General features: G+C 36.1%; 15 protein-coding genes and 1 pseudogene. 5 read left to right on the top strand and 11 right to left on the bottom strand.

All coding sequences use genetic code 11. The annotated features are described in order from the left end of the window. The first annotated feature begins 25 nt into the window (after positions 1-25). The gene (locus AC3WJF_RS14600) at positions 26-187 is read left to right on the top strand and encodes a Fur-regulated basic protein FbpA (RefSeq protein WP_492453404.1); all 162 of its coding nucleotides are present in this window, start codon (positions 26-28) and stop codon (positions 185-187) included. A 273-nt stretch (positions 188-460) separates the two neighbouring features. Here AC3WJF_RS14600 and AC3WJF_RS14595 read toward each other — a convergent pair whose 3' ends face one another. After that, positions 461-1,441, bottom strand: a complete 981-nt coding sequence (locus AC3WJF_RS14595) for a quinone oxidoreductase family protein (RefSeq protein WP_492453402.1) — start codon at positions 1,439-1,441, stop codon at positions 461-463. A gap of 160 nt (positions 1,442-1,601) precedes the next feature. Here AC3WJF_RS14595 and AC3WJF_RS14590 point away from each other — a divergent pair, with 160 nt between their 5' ends. Next, entirely contained in the window at positions 1,602-2,051 is a 450-nt protein-coding gene (locus tag AC3WJF_RS14590) for a MarR family winged helix-turn-helix transcriptional regulator (RefSeq protein WP_492453400.1), read from the top strand. Positions 2,052-2,216: 165 nt separating this feature from the next. On the opposite strand, the pseudogene AC3WJF_RS14585 reads toward AC3WJF_RS14590, so the two are convergent. The 3 genes and pseudogenes from AC3WJF_RS14585 to AC3WJF_RS14575 all read right to left on the bottom strand — a co-directional run. After that, a pseudogene (locus tag AC3WJF_RS14585) lies at positions 2,217-2,534 on the bottom strand (zinc ribbon domain-containing protein); the annotation flags it as partial. 334 nt (positions 2,535-2,868) lie between these two features. Next, positions 2,869-3,447: a class D sortase, LPxTATN-specific gene (srtD, locus tag AC3WJF_RS14580; RefSeq protein WP_492453398.1), complete on the bottom strand. Its 579-nt coding sequence runs from the start codon at positions 3,445-3,447 to the stop codon at positions 2,869-2,871. Next, entirely contained in the window at positions 3,440-6,565 is a 3,126-nt protein-coding gene (locus tag AC3WJF_RS14575; RefSeq protein WP_492453396.1) for an LPxTATN C-terminal sorting signal domain, read from the bottom strand. The genes srtD and AC3WJF_RS14575 overlap by 8 nt, the downstream gene beginning before the upstream one ends. Positions 6,566-7,306: 741 nt before the next feature. On the opposite strand from AC3WJF_RS14575, the gene AC3WJF_RS14570 reads away from it, so the two are divergent. Beyond that, positions 7,307-7,846, top strand: a complete 540-nt coding sequence (locus AC3WJF_RS14570; protein WP_492453394.1) for a MerR family transcriptional regulator — start codon at positions 7,307-7,309, stop codon at positions 7,844-7,846. Positions 7,847-8,032: 186 nt separating this feature from the next. On the opposite strand, the gene AC3WJF_RS14565 is transcribed toward AC3WJF_RS14570, so the two are convergent. After that, positions 8,033-8,623 carry a TetR/AcrR family transcriptional regulator gene (locus AC3WJF_RS14565; protein ID WP_492453392.1) on the bottom strand — a complete coding sequence of 197 codons (591 nt, stop codon included), beginning with the start codon at positions 8,621-8,623 and terminating at the stop codon, positions 8,033-8,035. Positions 8,624-8,751: 128 nt separating this feature from the next. On the opposite strand from AC3WJF_RS14565, the gene AC3WJF_RS14560 reads away from it, so the two are divergent. Further along, positions 8,752-10,167: an MDR family MFS transporter gene (locus tag AC3WJF_RS14560; protein WP_492453390.1), complete on the top strand. Its 1,416-nt coding sequence runs from the start codon at positions 8,752-8,754 to the stop codon at positions 10,165-10,167. Positions 10,168-10,404: 237 nt separating this feature from the next. On the opposite strand, the gene AC3WJF_RS14555 is transcribed toward AC3WJF_RS14560, so the two are convergent. The 3 genes from AC3WJF_RS14555 to AC3WJF_RS14545 form a co-directional block, all read right to left on the bottom strand. Then, on the bottom strand, positions 10,405-11,244 hold the full coding sequence (locus AC3WJF_RS14555; RefSeq protein ID WP_492453388.1) for an oxidoreductase: 840 nt from the start codon (positions 11,242-11,244) through the stop codon (positions 10,405-10,407). A gap of 211 nt (positions 11,245-11,455) precedes the next feature. Beyond that, a complete protein-coding gene (locus AC3WJF_RS14550) occupies positions 11,456-12,133 on the bottom strand; it encodes a TetR/AcrR family transcriptional regulator (protein WP_492453386.1) in 678 nt (225 codons plus the stop codon). 871 nt (positions 12,134-13,004) lie between these two features. Next, positions 13,005-13,601 (bottom strand): TetR/AcrR family transcriptional regulator, encoded by a 597-nt coding sequence (locus tag AC3WJF_RS14545; RefSeq protein WP_492453384.1) that lies wholly within the window; start codon positions 13,599-13,601, stop codon positions 13,005-13,007. A 281-nt stretch (positions 13,602-13,882) separates the two neighbouring features. Here AC3WJF_RS14545 and AC3WJF_RS14540 point away from each other — a divergent pair, with 281 nt between their 5' ends. Continuing rightward, complete coding sequence (locus AC3WJF_RS14540; protein WP_492453382.1) at positions 13,883-15,358, top strand: MDR family MFS transporter; 1,476 nt, start codon at positions 13,883-13,885, stop codon at positions 15,356-15,358. A 234-nt stretch (positions 15,359-15,592) separates the two neighbouring features. Here the strand turns inward: AC3WJF_RS14540 and AC3WJF_RS14535 are convergent, their stop codons facing one another. The 3 genes from AC3WJF_RS14535 to AC3WJF_RS14525 all read right to left on the bottom strand — a co-directional run bounded on the left by AC3WJF_RS14535 (position 15,593) and on the right by AC3WJF_RS14525 (position 18,882). Continuing rightward, complete coding sequence (locus AC3WJF_RS14535; protein ID WP_492453380.1) at positions 15,593-16,639, bottom strand: HAMP domain-containing sensor histidine kinase; 1,047 nt, start codon at positions 16,637-16,639, stop codon at positions 15,593-15,595. Further along, positions 16,636-17,328, bottom strand: a complete 693-nt coding sequence (locus tag AC3WJF_RS14530; protein WP_492453377.1) for a response regulator transcription factor — start codon at positions 17,326-17,328, stop codon at positions 16,636-16,638. Before AC3WJF_RS14530 ends, AC3WJF_RS14535 begins: the two co-directional genes overlap by 4 nt. Before the next feature lie 195 nt (positions 17,329-17,523). After that, positions 17,524-18,882 (bottom strand): transposase, encoded by a 1,359-nt coding sequence (locus tag AC3WJF_RS14525; RefSeq protein WP_492453375.1) that lies wholly within the window; start codon positions 18,880-18,882, stop codon positions 17,524-17,526. Positions 18,883-18,894 lie beyond the last annotated feature (12 nt).

Below are 18,894 nucleotides of genomic sequence, written 5' to 3'. Positions count from 1 at the left end.
TCACATATCTGAAGGAGCGATAAAGATGAACGATATTTCAGACAAAGTGATGGATAATGAAAAACAGCTAATTATTCGTCGGTTACTAAATGTGGAATTTTATAAATCATCTGATGATCGTCAGTTATATGAGCTAACATTGCAAAAATTAAAACATGAATTTTATAAATACGTGAAAAACATTTAGCAGGTAATTGAATTTAGAAATTCCTTAAATCGAAAATAAATTAATTATCCCTTTTCGAAAAAGCCAAAGATAGCGCTGTATCTTTGGCTTTTTCTCCTTTGGCAAGCTTTAATTCTGAACACATGATTATACGACCTGTAAATAATGAAGGAAATGATTAGGTACTTTATCATGTTCACCAGAAAAACTTTTTGGTGTTAAGATTTCCATATATTATTGCCGAGACTTTGCATTAAAATTAGTAATGAGCGTTTTAAATTCTCATTTATTTCATCAAATTGTAGGGACAAACACAATACGCTGGCTAGAATCAGCAGGCGCTTGCCAAGCTTCCTCAACTTTGGAAAGTGGGCATGGTACAGCGTTCACCTTTAGTTTGCCAGCTACAATAGCCTCAATAAGCGCCGGTAATTCACCTATATAATCAGCCGCTGAAACCGAACCGATGCCGCTGCCAATTAATTGCAGGTTAGTGGATCGGAGAGCGGCAGAAGGTATCTCAGCTGTAGAACCTGCTACTGAACCAATTTGGATCCAAGATAGAGCGCGACTTCGATCCGATCTTCTTGTCAATAATGAGACCATCGCATGTTCAGTTGGTTTCCCCCATAAATAGTCAATCACGACATCCACTTCAGATGCCACCTCTCCTAGACGATTGGCAGCCTCCTCTGGATCACCCTTAAGCGAGATGATATCGTCAGCACCTAACGTAGGAAGCATATTAAGGCGTTCCTGATCACGTCCAGCGCCGATGACTTGACTCGCACCGAGTAGTTTTGCAATTTGGACAGCCATCTGTCCTGAACTTCCTGTTGCCCCCAGTACAAGAACCTTTTGCCCTGGTTGGAAATTGATTCGACGGCGGAGAGCAACCCATGACGACATCGCTGGGTTCATCGCAGCCGCAATTAGAACCGCATCAGCCTCTTTCGGTACAGGTACGCTTCGTCGTAGGTCGATAACTGACTTCTCAGCCATTGTCCCATATGCAGTATCCAAATTGACGAAATAAACCATTTGCCCGTCTGAAAGCCGACCCACGCCATCAATTCCAGGAATCAGCGGTAACTGATCTGTACTTGTATAGTGAGAACCATTTGCCTTAGATCGAACAATAGGATGCAGTCCCGCAGCGAGAACATCAACAAGTCTTTCATTTTCTCCACACGGTTGTGGTGTGTCAAAAATATCATATTTTGGAGCTGCATCGAAAGAATGTACAACTGCTGCATACATATAAAAAACCTCCATTAGCGCCGTTGCGCATATAATTAGTACGTGATACAAACTATATTTTAGTTTGTATTACGTACTAAGTCAAGGACCAATGTGATACAATATCAAAAGAAAAAGGTGGAACGAGAGGATTAATGTCATTCGTTCAAATTTAGATAGATATGGAGTGAATCAATTGAACAGCGACCCTTTTAAAATACAAGATGATTTGACACTCGTGGATGGCTTGGTGCAACTGTCATTCTTAATTCATGAAATTCTAGGTCAAATGGGAGCTAAACATGATCTTTCAATTATTCAAATTCGATTACTAGGAATTTTGCGTGATCGTGAACCAAGCATGTTACAACTCGCACGTCATCTTAACCTCAACAAATCCAGTATTACGGGTCTCGTTGATCGTGCTGAACGCCACGGGCTTGTCGAGCGCATAGTCTCTCCAAATGACCGACGGGGATTTAATGTAAGAGTAACATCCAAAGGGCGTCAAATTATCCAAGTAGTTGGTGATGAGATCGAACAACAAATCCATGCTATCGTTGAAGGTTTAACTGAGAATGAGCGTTCCCAACTCATCTCCCTTGCCCGAAAGATCTTAGGCACTTTCACTACTTCTATTGACTGATCAAGTTGAGCAACTGATTTTAAAATTGGAAACATTGGATTCATGGAAGATAAAAAGCTTGCTGGATTAAAGCCAATGTTTCTATCGAATTGAACTACTCACCACTTAACACCCTTGATGGCTGTTTGAAGTGGGAGATTCCTAAGTACGGAAGCCTATCAGCTCCTAATGGATTAGGCTATCCCCGTTGTCCCCTAAGGTTAGAAGTCTTATAGCTTCATTTTTAAGATTTTGTTCTGCATTACTATCTCTATCATGATGTGTGCCACAAAAAGAGCAATCCCACTCACGAAGGTTAAGTTTCTTAACGTCTTTGTTTCGGTAACCACATCACGAACATTTCTGAGAACTGGCAAAGGTTTTAGACACAGCAACTACTGCTTTGCCATAACATTCTGCTTTGTACCCAAGCATGGTTCTGAATTGTGACCAAGATGCTTCACTAATCGCTTTGGCAAGATGCTGGTTTTTTAGCATATTCGATTGCCCCACTTTCCACAGGAATCTCTTACTTTCCGCTCCAATCAATAATTGACAAAATGAACAATGAGCTTTAACTTATCCAAATTTTTAATATAAATTCAATGAACTTCATTTTATTTTGCAGTTCTGAAATAAATACAATGTAAATTATTAATCATTGGAAGTCATATATAAAAATAGAACCCTTGCTATTGTAATTGTTAGCAAGGGTTCTTTTCGTTTTGGTTATAATAAAAAATCCAATGTTTTTCTTTATTATAGATAGATTAATTTAAACATCTCTTTTTTCAACAGCATTATTAAGATACTTTTTGATTAAGCAAAACGAGGCAGGCTATTTCTTCTTATAGGGCTTTGCAAAAATGATATACCGATCCGGAGCGTCACCAATATAACGAAATGGATAACACGTTGTAATAACGAGTTCCTCATTTGGTGAGGTCGAACGAATAATCGTTTTATCTGTTGCCTTTACAATTTTCGTTTTGTAACTTTTATAGATGAACGTTCCATACGGCAATTTCACGATAAAAAGGTCACCTATTTTTAAATTTGCAAATTTCCTAAAAACCGTATCTCGATGACCTGATAGTACAATTTGATTATGTTGGGTTGGAAAGGCAGATGATTGATAATGACCTACACCTTTTGCCAACTCGTTTGGATTAGCTCCCTCTATAATCGGTACCTCGATGTTAATACTTGGTATACTTAGCGTCCCAATTGCCTGACCGATTTTAGGGTTAAACCGAATGTTATCCTTGCTTTGAATCTTTTTAGAGTGCTGTAGAATATGTTGTGCTCGGTGGAGTGATTCCACTTCTATAACTTTATTTCGATAAATATTCCAACTGCTAATTCCTATAAAGATTATCCCTCCCACTAATAAAAGGAGGGACATTTTTTTAAGCATTTATAGATTTTTTCTTTCTCCAACTAACAACAAGTAAAGAAATTCCTGAAATTGCTAAAATGAAACCAAACAATAACATATTGTAATTGTTCGTTGCAGTATTAGGAAGTTGATTGTTACTCGCAGTCTTTCCTCCGTGACTTGGACTAACCTTTTCTCCACCATTACTTGAGCTATCGCTTCCACCTTTTACTGTGCTAGTATTTCCTCCGTTAGCTGGATTCGTATTTCCTCCATTACCTGGATTCGTGCTTCCTCCATTGCCTGGATCGGTACTTCCTCCATTGCCTGGATCGGTACTTTTAGTATCTAGTAATCGGACAGCATATGTGCTAAAGTGGTTTGTCATCGCTGTGATATTCCCATTCGAATATGAACTGTCGATTATTTCCCATTCATTGTTTTCATTATAATAATATACTGAAACTTTACTCGGATCTGTTACTTTCGTTGGATCAACTGAGAATGTCAAGGTTACAGGTGAATCAAAGTGTGAAATTACCTCACCGTTATTTGTAAGTGTAAAGTCATAAGTATTTCCTAATATTTCTTGATCCACTAAATCTGTGCGTTTTGTGATTGTAAGCTTAAGTTGTTCTGCCTTTACATTATCCATTGGCAATTTTAATTCTAGATCATCATTTTCAACAACAATGTTTGCATGCTTATTAATTAATTCTGAAACTTGATTTTTGGTAAGGTTTACCTCAATCGTTTTATTTCCCTTTGGGTTATCAATTTTGATATCCAATGAAGAATTTTCTTTAACTTGAGAAACCTGCTCATCATCTACTGTTATTATTGTTGTACCATCTGGATCGGTACTTCCTCCATTGCCTGGATCGGTGTTTCCTCCATTGCCTGGATCGGTGCTTCCTCCATTACCTGGATCGGTGCTTCCTCCATTACCTGGATCGGTGCTTCCTCCATTACCTGGAACCACTTCACTAAAATCATCCATTGAACGTGGTTTAAGTTGAAATGCATCTTTGAAAATCGATGAAATTCCAGTAATATTCACTTGGGTTCCTTCTGGATACTTTGCAATCCAGTTACTGTATCCAATTCCTGTGCGGCTATCGATACGAACATGCGTTCCTTGTTCTCCCTTAAACACATCGAATTCAAAGTTACCATTTTTATCAGGCTGTCCAACATTGCTAACCGTTACATTTTCTAAAGAAATTAATTGCCCTTGATTATCAGCTGAAACAGTTGATTGTACAGAAGGAGTTGGGACAGTAGCTTTTCCTTCATCTTCTATACTAACAATATCACTTAATTCCACTTCTCCACTATAAGTAGTTTTTATTGCTGATATTTTTATTTTATCCCCGATACTATAGTTTGGATCTTTTTGAAATACATACACACCTGCAGAATCATCTTGTAGATAGAAGCCTGCATCTCCCCACGCACCAGGCTTTGTAGTCACAACCCCTTCTACCGTTACCAAATCTCCATCTTTTGCATTTCTTGCTGCAGCAATTGAAACTTTATCTGGAACTGGTATTATATCTTTAGGAAGATCAACAGGATCTACATCACCAAGAGCAACAGTCTTTGTAAGAACATTATTACTACCTTGTTTTAGTCGTAAACTAGCTTCTACTGCTGCTGAATTCTTTACAATGACCTTTAAATCCTTAGTTGCATGTCCAGTTGCATCCGCTGTTACACTAAAATTACTGCTATAGCCAGGGGTCGTTGCTCCTTCAAACTGACCTACCTGTGTTCCTCCTGCTAAGTATAAACCTACTGAAAGACCAGATAATGTCGAATTAGGTAACAAGTTATCTACTACTACACGGATATTGAACTCTTTTCCGTTATTAGGAAGTTTATCCTGGTAAACCAATTTATATGTTGGATTTATTGCAGCTTGTTGCGTTGAACCAAATGATCCAGGTTTAAATGTTGAAGAATCATACCATTTATAGCCAGGGTCTGGAGCAGCCCAAGGTTCAGGTTGCGGTTCTGTTGAGTTTTCAGGTATTTCATAGTCATGTAGTTTAGTTTTTTCACTTAGTTCTAAATTAGGAATTTCATTGAATTTGGTATAATCTTCTTGTTTAGCTAACCATAATACAACATTTGTCAAATAGGTTGCATCTTGTCCTTCTGTCAAGAAACCATCAAATGTCGATTTCTTTTGACCATTATCTTCACGTAAATATTTTGGAGTTGAATCTTCTACTGGAGATGAATCGCCAATAAATGCAGCCTTCCCTTTCCCCACCTTAGAAATTGCCGCAAAAGCACCTTCAGCGATACCTCCATTATCGTAAACTCCATCATCAACTGCATTAGCCCATGCAGGTGGGTTCTCTGGTAAATATATTAATCCTTTTGCAATCGTAGGATCCATAATTGCAATAGTAGATCCTGCATGCATTTCAACCGTTGTAACACCTTTTGTAATACCGAAGGATTGTTCGGGACTTACAACCGTTTCTCCACTTGTAATATCACCGAGTGCATTATAACGAAAACGTACACCAAAGTTATCTGCTAACCAGTCTGAGCTAGTTACACCTTGCATTGCTGATGACGCTGCTTCTTCTGCGCTCATTCCTTTAGTTGGGTTATCCCATGCACCACGTCGATAGCCGTTAAATATCTCTCCTGCATCCCAGCGGTTCTTATTACGATCTGAGTTATAATGATCTGCTATAAAAAAGATACTACCGCCATTTTTCACATAATCAAGCATTGCTTGTTGTTCTGTTGCCTTAAAAGGAACATTCGATTCTCCTAAAACGAAAACATTATAATTTTTTAAATCATCGTAGGTAATTGGAGTTGTTTTTCTAAGTTCTTGAACGTCATATCCATTATCTGCTATTGCATTAGCAAAATCTGAAAAACCTCCATCAATAACCCAATCTGCTGCACCAGCTGTTTCCCCATGGGTATTGTCAAATAATACTTTCCCTTTTAATTCTGATCCTTTGTGCAGTATGAACGGAGCCGGGTCTGTTTGTGTTTCTGCCTTTACGTTGTTCCCAAGTATAGGGATAAACGTTTGGAACGGAATTCCTATCAATAGCACAAATAATATTTTCAACCATTTACTCGCTTTCAAATTCTCCCATCCTATCATTTTTAATTTAGGCATTATTTACCCTCATGTAGAATATCATGAATTAATAGTTTATTAATATAGTCTATGTAAAATTTTATTTAAGATTTTATTAATATTTTTATATAGTAAATTTTGGATGTGCTTTTATAAACAATTAAAAATACATCACTTTTCCCAAGCGTTTGTTACCGCTTTCATTTTTTCCCTGAAAAGGATTTGTTATGTAAATAAAATATATACAAAAAAGAGTTCTTCACATAGTATTTTTTTAAAATAGTTTCTTCTCCGTACTAATTAGTGACTTCCTTCCTCATGATTACTTTAATATTATGGATATTACCGAGTAAAATGGACGGAGTCGTCATTCAATCAGGTTCTAAAACTAGGTACTTATTCAAATATTAAAAGGAATGAACTCACATACATTAAAACTGCGAGCTATTCCTTTAAATATATTCTGCTAGTTTACTAGAAAGCAAATAAACGACAAAAGATACCGTTTAGGTGCTGGACCAACATTGTTTTCCACCTCTCTCCAACGGGAACATATATTCTATTTGTGCTGTATGGAAGAGAGTTTTGGCTACCGCCAACCGACATTCATCTCCCACTTATCGCCTGCGCTACACCCATCTCTCTATTGAAGAGGGAATCTTCTGTCGGAAAATGATAAACAAATGATAAAATATTTTTAAAAAACTATTGCACCTGACGTAACGTCAGGTTTTATAATTTACTTGTCGACAAACAAATCGTACGAAACGAGGTGAAAAGATGCCAAAAACCTCTTGGAAAATTGGTGAGCTTGCAAGCCAGTGTGGAATTACAGTAAGAACACTGCACCATTACCACCAAATTGGTCTATTAGTGCCATCTGAATATAGCGAAGTTGGTCATAGGCTTTACACAAAGGATGATGCATCAAAACTTCAGCAAATATTATCTCTAAAACAATTGGGATTTTCATTAGAAGAAATAAATAAATTTATAGTAAATCCTAATTATAATCCGAAACTCGAAATCATAAACGAACAGATAAAGGTAAAGGAAAAGCTGCGCAATGAACTTGAACAACTACAAACACTAATATCATTAAACCAAAATATAGATACAGACCAATTATTAAAAATAATGGAGTTGATCCGAATGAATGAAAGTAATTATTTAGCAACAGAGCTAATCGAAAAAATGCGAGCTTCCCTCAATAGCCTTACGGAAGAGAAAAAGTTAAAGCTGAAAAAGATGCTGCCACTCGTTGATGAGACAAAAAAACAGGCTTTACAGAAAATGCATGAAAGCGAATGTCATCAATAAAACGCTCCAAAAACCGGTCCAAAAAAGTGTAATTTTCGGACCGGTTTTTCTAATTCCCCCCCTAAAACTACTACATATAGTGGTTGACCTTCATCTTTTACCTTCTCAAACCAGGGGGCAGTTTCCAAAACTCCAGCGTAAATATTCAGAATACACAGATGAACGAACTAGAGAACCGTCCCCCGGTCATCCGTATAAATAAATTGGCATTAACACTTCATCTACCAATTGTATAATATACTCTTTCGTTACCTTTCCACCATTTGCAACATTCTCTACACGCAATACATCAAATGGCATAGTCATCTGTATTTTCGAAAACTCATGTTTAATTTCTCCACGTCTTTTTGCAAAATCTTGTACCTTCTTCATTATTTCAATGTTACCTTCTCGGGCTTGATTTATCCACGGTTGAAAGCCTTTATTGCTTTGACGTAATTCAAATAACACTGCACTTAAAACTTTTGAACCTACTGATTCAAAAAACTGTTGATAAAGCTCCATAGCAGCAACTAGATCAGCACGTAAACTACCCTTTTCTTCAAATAGGTCAACCAGTCTTCCTCCAATGGCTTGATTAGATTTGTACTTTACCAGTGCATGTAATAAATGAATAGGTGTTTCATAACGGCGATAGATGACCGTTCGACTTGTTTTTGCTAGTTTTGCAACGTTTTGAAATGTCATTTTCTCATATCCTGAAGTTTGAATAATTTCATTCGCAGCCTCTAGGATTGCAACTTCCAATTTTTCTCCCCGTTTTCGTTCATTCGCCACGACTATACCTCCAAATCTTTTCCTATAATTATTTTATCATATTTTAAGATACATATTGTACTTTAGTTATTTTGAGTGTATACTCAAAAATGAATTAAGATACAAAATGTACTTTATGGGAGGGGTTATTGAATATGAATGAAAAAGGTAAAGAGAAATTGCCAAAAGAACTAATAAATGTTGCACTCATTCTTGTACTCGGTGCAATTGCCCCAATGCTAGATACAACTATGGTGAATATAGCGGTGAACGCATTTGGAAAAGACTTTCATACATCACTTGATACTATTCAGTGGGTAATCACTGGATATGTCTTAGCAACAGGAATAGCAGTTCCTTTTTCCGGATGGTTAATCAATCGTTTTGATGGAAAGTATATTTATATTTTTGCACAATTTCTTTTTTTGATTAGTTCTATTCTCGCAGGGATTTCATGGAATATCGAAAGTCTTATTGTTTTTCGTCTTTTTCAAGGATTTAGTGCTGGACTAATTATTCCATTGTTAACAACACTATTAGTTCAGGCTGCTGGACAAAAAAACATGGGGAAATTGATGTCTATCGTTGGGATGCCAATTATTCTTGGACCTATACTTGGTCCAGTAATCGGGGGATTCTTTGTAGATTCTCTCTCTTGGCGATGGATTTTCTTTGTGAATGTTCCGATTGGATTGATTGCATTGTATTTCATCTACAAAAAGCTACCAAGTTATCCTCCTTCCAATAAACAGGCAAAACTTGATTGGATCGGCATATTATTGCTAGGTGGACTTTCAGGTAGCTTTATATATGGGATTACAAAAGCTGTATCGGGTTCTGGTTTCGATAATAATAAAACAATTGAATTTGTAGGTCTAGGGATTGTTTTATTAATTGCTTATGTCATTTACGCATTTACACATTCTAAAAAGGTTATTGTGCCTTTAAATTTATTTAGGTTCAAAAATTTCTCTGCATCTATTTGTGCATTATTCTTAGCAGGGATTGGGACTAATGGGCCTATGTTACTTTTACCTCTATTTTTTCAAAACATTCGAAACGATACAGTCATTCTTGCAGGTCTATCTCTAATACCTCAGGGATTAGGTCTGTTTATCGCAAGACCATTGATTGGAAAAATGATTGACAAAATCGGGGCAAAGATTGTTGTTATATTCGCTATTGTCATTACTTTTATTGGGACACTACCGTTTTTGTGGATTTCACAAAGCACAAACTATTGGGTGATTGCGATCGTTTTGCTCATTCGTGGAATTGGTGTAGGAGGTATTACTATTCCAGTGATGACAGATTCCTATACCGGCCTGTCTAAAAGTCAAATACCACAAGCTAGCATAGCAACTCGTATTATTCAAAATATCGGCGGAGCATTTGGATCAGCACTATTAGCAACTGTTGTAGCTAATCAAATGAATCATGCTGTTCCGAACATACCTAATCTGACATCAGCTTATCAATCCGGCTTTTTCGTTGCAACTGTTCTAACTGTTGTATTATTTATCCCAGCATTATTTCTAACCAATAAATTAAAAACAAAAATGTAATGAAAAATCCTAATTAATAAGTACGGAGGATCGGGAGGAATGCTGTGTACTGTGTTGCAGCTATTCCTCCCGATTTTATCTATAGAAAAGCATCCTCTAAGGCCCTCACAAACCCGTATTTTAGGGTAAATAAAAAGAATCTATTTTGAAAAAATGATCAAAATAGATTCTTTTTTTCTAGCATAATTAAGCTTCAGTTTTATAAAAAAGTTTGAACATTTTATATCGATTGCTCCTTTAATGTTGAACATCATCAAAATCGGCAGAAATACTGAGACTTTCCCAACGTTTTGTTTCATCAAGCTTTGCCCGATCGGTTGCATTGGCAAAGTTTACTGCATCAGAACCGAGCAAAAGGCGTAGCGGAGGATTTTCCTCATCAACAATTCTAATAATCGCTATTGCAGCCTTATCTGGGTCACCTTTCTCTTTGCCCGTATTTTGACGGATATGTGTCAACATACTACCTACGGTTTCTTTGTAATCCTCCTCAGGTTCCACCACTTTCATAGACGATCCGCCCCAATCTGTACGAAATCCTCCGGGCTCAATTAAGGTGACCTTCAATCCGATTGGAGCTACTTCTTTTGATAAAACTTCAGAGAAGCCTTCAACGGCAAACTTGGCGGTCTGATAAGGAGCCAAGCCTGGTGAACCGAAACGGCCGCCAATAGAGGAAAACTGTATAAAGTGACCGCTTCTCTGTTTGTGTAAAATAGGCAGAGCAGCTTTCGTAACGTTAATCACACCCCATAGGTTGGTTTCAATCTGGGTGCGGAAATCTTCAAAAGAGGTCTCTTCAATAGATGCTATATTGCTATACCCTGCATTGTTAACGACTACATCAAGTCTACCAAACGTTTTTATTGCAAAGTCAACAGCAGCTTTCGCTTGCTCCAAATTGGTCACATCTAGTTCAATGGTACGAACATTATCTCCGTAGCGTTCTACAAGATCATCAAGCTGTTCTGGATTCCTTGCAGTAGCAACCACCATGTCCCCATGTTTTAACACCGCTTCCGCGAGGCTACGGCCAAAACCACGTGAACTCCCTGTGATAAACCATACTTTTGACATGTAAATCTTCCTTTCACTTTTTTATATTTATCATTTCCCTTGTGATAACCCAGAGTTTTCATATTCAAATCCTGCCGTCATTATTAGTTTATAATTTCGGATTTATTCGATACATTTACATTTTTAAAACACATTGCTACATAATACTGAATATTTTTAATCGATTGTTCGATTAATTATAATTTTATAAAAAGGGCTTAGAGCCCTTTTATTATGTTTTAACTGCATTCCACGACATTTCAATCATCAAACGGATAGCATCCTCCGACATAGGGGCACCTTGTTTTACTAAAGTCTTTGCTAGGTGCGCAGCCGGGTGATAGCAATACGTGATAAGGATACTAGAAGCTGCTTGCCTGAGTTCTCCTTTCTTCACATAATTTGCGAAAATATCCCTTAATGGACCAAAAACGCTATCCAAATCTTCCTGACATAAATCATCAACTATTGGAGAATTTGAAAATTGCTCAATAAACAGAAAGTATTTCCTGTTTTCTTGTACAAAAGACACTACATTCCTAACTAGACAATCTACCACTTGCCGAGCAGGGAAATCTTGTTGAATACCTTGGATCATTGAAAGGTTTAATTTCTTCTTTACGTCTATATAGACTTTCTTTAACATGTCCTCCTTGTTCTCAAAATAAACGTAAATTGTTGAAGAAGAAACACCAGCCCTTTTCCCGATCTTCGACATTGTGATATTCGAAAATCCAATTTCATTCAGCAATTCAATTGTCGCCTCAAATATTGCTTCTTTTTTATTGTCGTCTCTCACTCTCATGAATTCTATAATAAACGAACATTCGATTAAAGTCAATCCTTTTTGACTTTCAGCTGCATCCCGTCGTTCTGAACGTTTGTTGAATATTCTTTCATCATTCACCATGACATCCCTCCATAAATTTAATTGCTAAACATTTACAAACAGGGAGTTCTCCGTTTATTTTAACTTATTGAAAAGGAGATTACATCATATGTCAAAGCAAAAACCAGCATCGCCCGTTATGGATTTACAAAATAGTGTTACCCCACATTTAGAAGAAGCGTTTATTCCTTATCAGAAGGCAATAAACGTATCCATGACTAAGAAGTGAATCGATCTGTGCGAAATAGTAACCCTTTCACTTGGAGATTCGTGGCACCGCTGTACATGGGGTCTACACCTAATCCAATCTACTTGTTACGTCGCTACAACTAATAATAAAAAAGACCGAAAGAATCAGGGTTTAACTTGATTTCCTTCGATCTAGCTAAAAATTTATTTGTTAACATAGATGTTGTATTAGACAAGACTTATTGGGATTTCCATAAGATTCATCTCTAGGCTTTAATCAATTATTTCGCAATACATTCACGGTACAACCGAGTTGTACGGAAACAATATCTGTTGGTTTGGAATAAAGTTCAATTAAAATCGTGCTACAAATGTTTATTTAACAACAGATGAAACCCATCCATTTTGAAAAAGTTTGACCAGATTGGGTGGGTATAATTTTGTGGAGGAAATATTTTTTATAAAAAAGTTTAATTAAAACTCACTAAGAATTCATTACCGAAAAAGAAAAAAACGGTACATCTATGGTTGTTGAATAACCTCACTGCATGTAAAATACTAGTATTGAATTTTAGAACAAGAGTTCTAAAAGTTTTTCCGTTTTTTTCTTTATATATATTAATGTCCCCTCTTCCAACATTATCAAACCAAATCTAAATATTACTCACGTGTCAGGCAGAAGGCCGAGCTTTGTCACTGTAAATTAGAAGTACTTTGCGAAATAATGTTCAAATAAATAGTCAATTTGGTCTTCTATAGGAATAGGGTTCCAAACAAGGGATACATTTTTTTTTAAAGCTATAAGAGACGGAAAAAAGATTGACGCATGAATTTGCATCATCATCATGGTGAGAATATCCGGATCTTTCTCACACGTAATTTCTGTTAACGTATCTTTAATTTTGGTGATTCCTATTGTTTTCATATAATTTTTATATTCAAATTGCGATTCAAATGTAATATTGCCCTTCCCAAGAAATTCTCGAGCGAGTTCAGGATACTTTATAACTGAATTTACAAATTGAACCATGAAGGTTTTTAACCTTTCCTTTGGAGGAATAGAAAGATTATCTAAAATGAGAAAAACTTCTCTATATGAAGCCAGTAACACTTTTAATGCTTCATTGATCAATTTATCCTTCGACCCAAAATAATAATTTATCAGTGCAAGATTTACGTTTGCTAATGCTGCGATTTTACGCGAAGTTACATTTTCTAAACCTTCTGTCTTGATTAATTCCAGTGCAGAATTCAGTATATTTCCTTTTGTTGTCAAGTCACATTCTGAGCTATTGGCCATCTTGCAACTCCCCTAATTCATATAATTAATAATGTTAAAGTAAATTTAAACTATGATTAATTTCACCATAATACGCTGTACTTTCTATGTCAAGTTTCCATTTTATTATTTTATGATTTGACATACCTATAATGAATTTTTTCTTGACAAATAGATGTTTAAGAAATAAATTATATTTAAACATTGTTTAAAACGATGTTTAAAACATCTTTTTAATTAATGCATGTATTACTATGATTCATTTTGATAACCAAAATATTATAAAAGGAGATTAATTTCGTATGTCAGAGGAATTTAATAATAATAATGAGACATTTTCCATTAAAACCATTATAGGACCACTTCTAGCTATCATTGTAGGTATGATAATGGTAATTCTTGATAGTACGGCGATGAATGTTGCGCTTCCTGGAATAGTGAAAGATTTTAAATCTGATGTTTCGACTATGCAATGGACCATAACAGGTTATACACTTGCATTATCAGCTGTCATTCCATTAGCTGGTTGGATGTCGGATCGATTTGGGGCAAAGAAGGTATTTTTAACTACCGTCACCTTGTTTACGCTTGGTTCCATTCTATGTTCTTTTGCACAAACCCCTGAACAGCTTATCATCTTTCGGATTATTCAAGGGCTAGGCGGAGGAATGGTTGCACCAATAGGAATGGCCATTATTTTCAAGCTTGCTCCTCCAGAAAAAATGGGGGCTGTCATGGGAACACTTGGACTTCCGATGTTATTAGCACCTGCACTTGGCCCTGTTTTATCAGGATATCTTGTAGAATACGTTACTTGGCACTGGATTTTCCTTATTAATTTACCAGTTGGAGTTATTGCAATTATTCTTGGAATGAAATTTTTACCGAAAGTAGATCGTAAGTCCGTTCCATCATTAGATTATTTAGGATTCATATTAGCACCTATTGCATTTGCAATGTTAGCCTATGGAGTGAGTGAAGGGGGCAAAAGTTGGTCTTCAAAGGAGACTCTTTCCGGATTAATTGTTGGTGGAGTTGCTCTCATTATTTTTATTTTCGTAGAACTTCGTCAAAAACAGCCTTTATTAGAGTTGAGAGTTTTTGGATCATCTCACTTTAGAAAAGGGATTGTGATTGCATGGATTTCCCAAATTGCTTTATTTGGGGTAATGATTGTTATCACGTTATTTTTACAAACAGTTAGAGGTTATGGTGCTTTTGATTCTGGATTAATTCTTCTTCCACAAGCTTTAGCATCAGGTGTTATGATGCCAATCGGAGGTCGTCTATACGATAAAATAGGTGCTCGTCCTTTAGCCGTAACTGGCTTATCTATTATTACTCTAGGTCTATTTATGCTTTCACGTATTTCTATGAATACAAGCACTGGATTTATCATTACATGTTTAGTGCTGATGGGTGCAGGAATGGGTCTATCTATGATGTCAATTAATACCCATGTCCTTCAATCCGCTCCAAGACATCTTGTTAGTCGTGTCACACCATTAACCACGTCGGCTCAACAAGTAATGGTTTCATTTGCGGTAGCAGGTATGACAGGGTTTCTAACTTCAAGAATAACTAATCATATGACCGAAACAGCTAACCCTATTGAAGCCTCCATTGCTGCATATAGCGATACTTTCCTTCTAGCTGCGGGAATCGCATTAGTTGGGGCACTTCTAGGAACCATCCTTAAAAGGCCAAACCAACAGCCTAATCAAGGGACAGATGATGAATCAAATAAAGAAAATGCCGCAATGATGACAGGGCATTAGTACTTTAACAAACGAGGGCGTTAAAGAAAGAGCAACAAAATAATCAAACATATTTATAAATAACAGTGTAATAAAAATTAAAAAAGCTATTATTTTGATCAATCTTTATTCAAAATAATAGCTTTTTAATATGCAGTAAATCAAGAGTTTAGTTTATATTCAAAAGTTTATTACTACTGTGTATCTAATAATACAAGACTTCACCAAAACGGAAATCCCCAAAATATATATTTCTTAACGAACTTCTTCTAACAATATAGGCAAACTAAGTGTAAATGTACTACCTTTTCCCACTTCACTATTAACAAAAATATCCCCTCCGAGTTTTTTTGCGACTTCTTGAGAAATAAAAAGCCCTAGACCTGTACCGCCGTATATAGGATTACGTGATTTTTCTACGCGATACATCCGTTCGTATATATTGCTCTGTTCTTCTTCTGGAATACCTATTCCAAAGTCTTGAATAGAAATTTGAAGACGTTCATTATCTATATTTCCGGTAATTTTTATCGGTGTTCCTGGAGGTGAATATTTCAAAGCATTTCCAATTAAATTATATAAAATACGATTGATACCTTCTTCGTCTGAATAAATAAAAGAAATTTTATCGTCTATTTCGATCAAAATATCTCTATTCTCATTTTTGAATTGCACTTGAAAACTATTTAATATTTCTACCAATATTTGGTCGATCCATATTTTATTTTGTGCAGATTTTATCTTTTGGTTTTCTTGTGTAATAGTTAAATCTAATAATTCATCCGTTAATCGATTTAAGCGCATTACTTGAGTGCGAATAGATTCTAAGTAGGTGGGCATTTCGATATCACTGACTAAATGATCCATAATAGCATCAATTTGTGAACGAATGGAGGTAATGGGCGTTTTAATATCATGTGATAATTGTGAAACCATCGTGTTTTTCTCGTTTTCAGATTTCTTTATTTGCTTGAATGATTTTTCTAGTTGTTCTGTCATATAATTAAAATCTTTAGCAAGTTCAGCTAATTCTTTGGGTGAATGAATATCTGTTATTTGTTCAAATTGACCTGTAGCTAGCTTATTGCTATGACTGCTTAATTTTCTAATGGAATGAAGAGTAGGTAAAAATAATAAGTAACTTACAATAAAAGAAAGGATGCACGCGACAATCATTATGAAAGTTACTATATAAGCGATATTTGATTTCAACACCATATATTTCACACTAAAAAACACGATGAAAATAACCAACATTAAAGCTAATCCATAGGACAACATAATGATAGAACGTAATTTCAAGGTCCACCCACCTCTAGCTTATACCCCAGCCCCCAAATAGTTTTAATAATGGGATATGGTTTGCCACCTGATGCTTTTTCAAGCTTTTCCCGCAAATGATGGATATGGACATTCAATGTATTGGCATCTTCATAGTAATCGGAGCCCCAAACTTTTCCAAAAAGCTCTGATTTAGAATAAACTCTTTCCTGGTCAATTGCCAATATCCATAAAATATCAAATTCTTTAAGGGTTAAATCCAGTGTATTTTCAAATAGAGTAGCTGCACGTTTTTCATAATCGATCTGTAATGAACCTCTATTAATGATAGAATTGCTGCCCTTATTGATTCGGCGTAAAATATTTTTGACTCTCAAAACTAATTCTCGTGGGCTGAAGGGCTTTGTGATATAATCTTCAGCACCAAGTGTCAAGGAATATAAACGGTCTTTCTCCTGTGTTTTTGCGCTGATAAATAAGAATGGAATTTCTTGATCTGAATCTAGTATTTTTAATATAAAATCATACCCGTCCACTTCAGGCATCATAATATCTGTTATAACTAGGTGAATTTGATACTGTTGACAAATGTCAAATGCTTCAGCACCATTTGTTGCGATTAACACTGTGAAATTCTCTTTTTCAAGATAACGCTTTGATACATCTAAAATGGTAGGCTCGTCGTCTACAATAAGAATTGTTCTTTTCATTAGGTTCACCTCTGTTGATCCAACATACTATCCTTTCAGTTGAAAGGGGTGAAACAGATTTATGAAAAAATAGTTCTGTTTCACCCTGATGATTCATCTAACACAATTATGCACTTTTTTATTAACTGAGTTACTTTCATAATTGTCTTTTTGAATTATTAATCTGACAGAATTTTTAACACCATTTTTTTAAAATTAGGCAGCCAATTTCATTTCTTTCATTTGTTTGTTGATTCGATCTACAGCCAGTTTTGTTGAATTGTATATAAGAGTAATTAAATCAAAATGAACTTTTGCCTTTTTGCCAGTTCGGTATCGAACATTTTTTAATTGGAAGAATTCTTTTAAATACGCATTCACTCGTTCAACTGCAGTTCTTTGTTTATATAGTTTCTTCCAAGTTTCAGAGCCACGTCCTGGAGCTGAATATCTTCGAATATCGGTATCAATCTTTACCTTATAAACCTTCTGGCAAAGAGAATCATTTGCTAAGGGGCAAGTTTCACACTCTTTTGGTCTGACATACTTTAATGATCGATACTTTTCATCGAAACTATCATATCGATAGGAATGTTCTCTCACACAAGTCGGGGCAAAATGCTCATCAAAGCCAATCTCTTCACCTTCATTACGCTTATTATAGGCAATGATTCCATAAGCTTTCATATTCAGAAGTTGTTGATAGATTGGCACATAATCATAACCAGCGTCCATAAGACCGTAACGAATGGGTAGAGAAGGAAGCCTTTCTTGAATCCCTTTAAGGAGTGGAATGGCTGCTTTTCCATCGTTCAAACTAGCAGAAGTCATCATGGATTGTAAGATATACTGACTGTTTGTTCCCACTGCTAGATGTGCCTTGAAGCCGAACCAAAAGGTATTTTTACCTTCGCTATTTTTCTTAATGCCCCAATTAGGCTCCAACGGAGCCTCAGTTCGTAAGGTCTTTAAGCTAATGGGTAATTGGGCTTCTATCGTCTTTTCGTAAATTGATTTTTGACTTTCTCTTTCTTGTACTTCTAATTGAAAGGCTTCTTGTTCAGCCTTTGGTTTGCGTCCACGCTTTTTGGGTTCATGAGTTGGCTTCTTTTCTTGTGGAGTGGAACGATCTCTAGATTCAAAATGAGTCGCATCTATTGCCACAGTTTCATCGCAAACAAACCCTTCTTGAATGGCTTGAAGGAGTAAAGAATTCTGAACCGACTCAAGGGCAGTAGAATCACTTAATTTAGTAGTAAGACGAGAAAAGGAAGCTTCGGACGGAATTCGATCCGAAAATAGAAAGCCACAATCCAAACGAAACATAAAATCCTGAGTAAGGCGTTTAATTAAATCTTTAATTGTTGGTATTCTTTCAAGAATACGAGCTACCAGTGCATAAATCATGGCAGGATAATTAAGTTCTGTCGGTGCACCGTAAACAGACTTCTTATTAACTGCAAATAATAATGGTTCAATGTGAAGAGTAGAAAAGACCGCTTCAAAACGTTTAGATGGTTCCAATTCATAAAAATCCTGCATGTCAAACAGGCTTCCTTGTCGTATAATAGACATGGGAGTCAACCT

The organism is Heyndrickxia sp. FW510-T9, assembly GCF_058781025.1.
The sequence above is the reverse complement of the archived record's forward strand: the minus strand, read 5'-3'. Positions and strand labels throughout refer to the sequence as shown.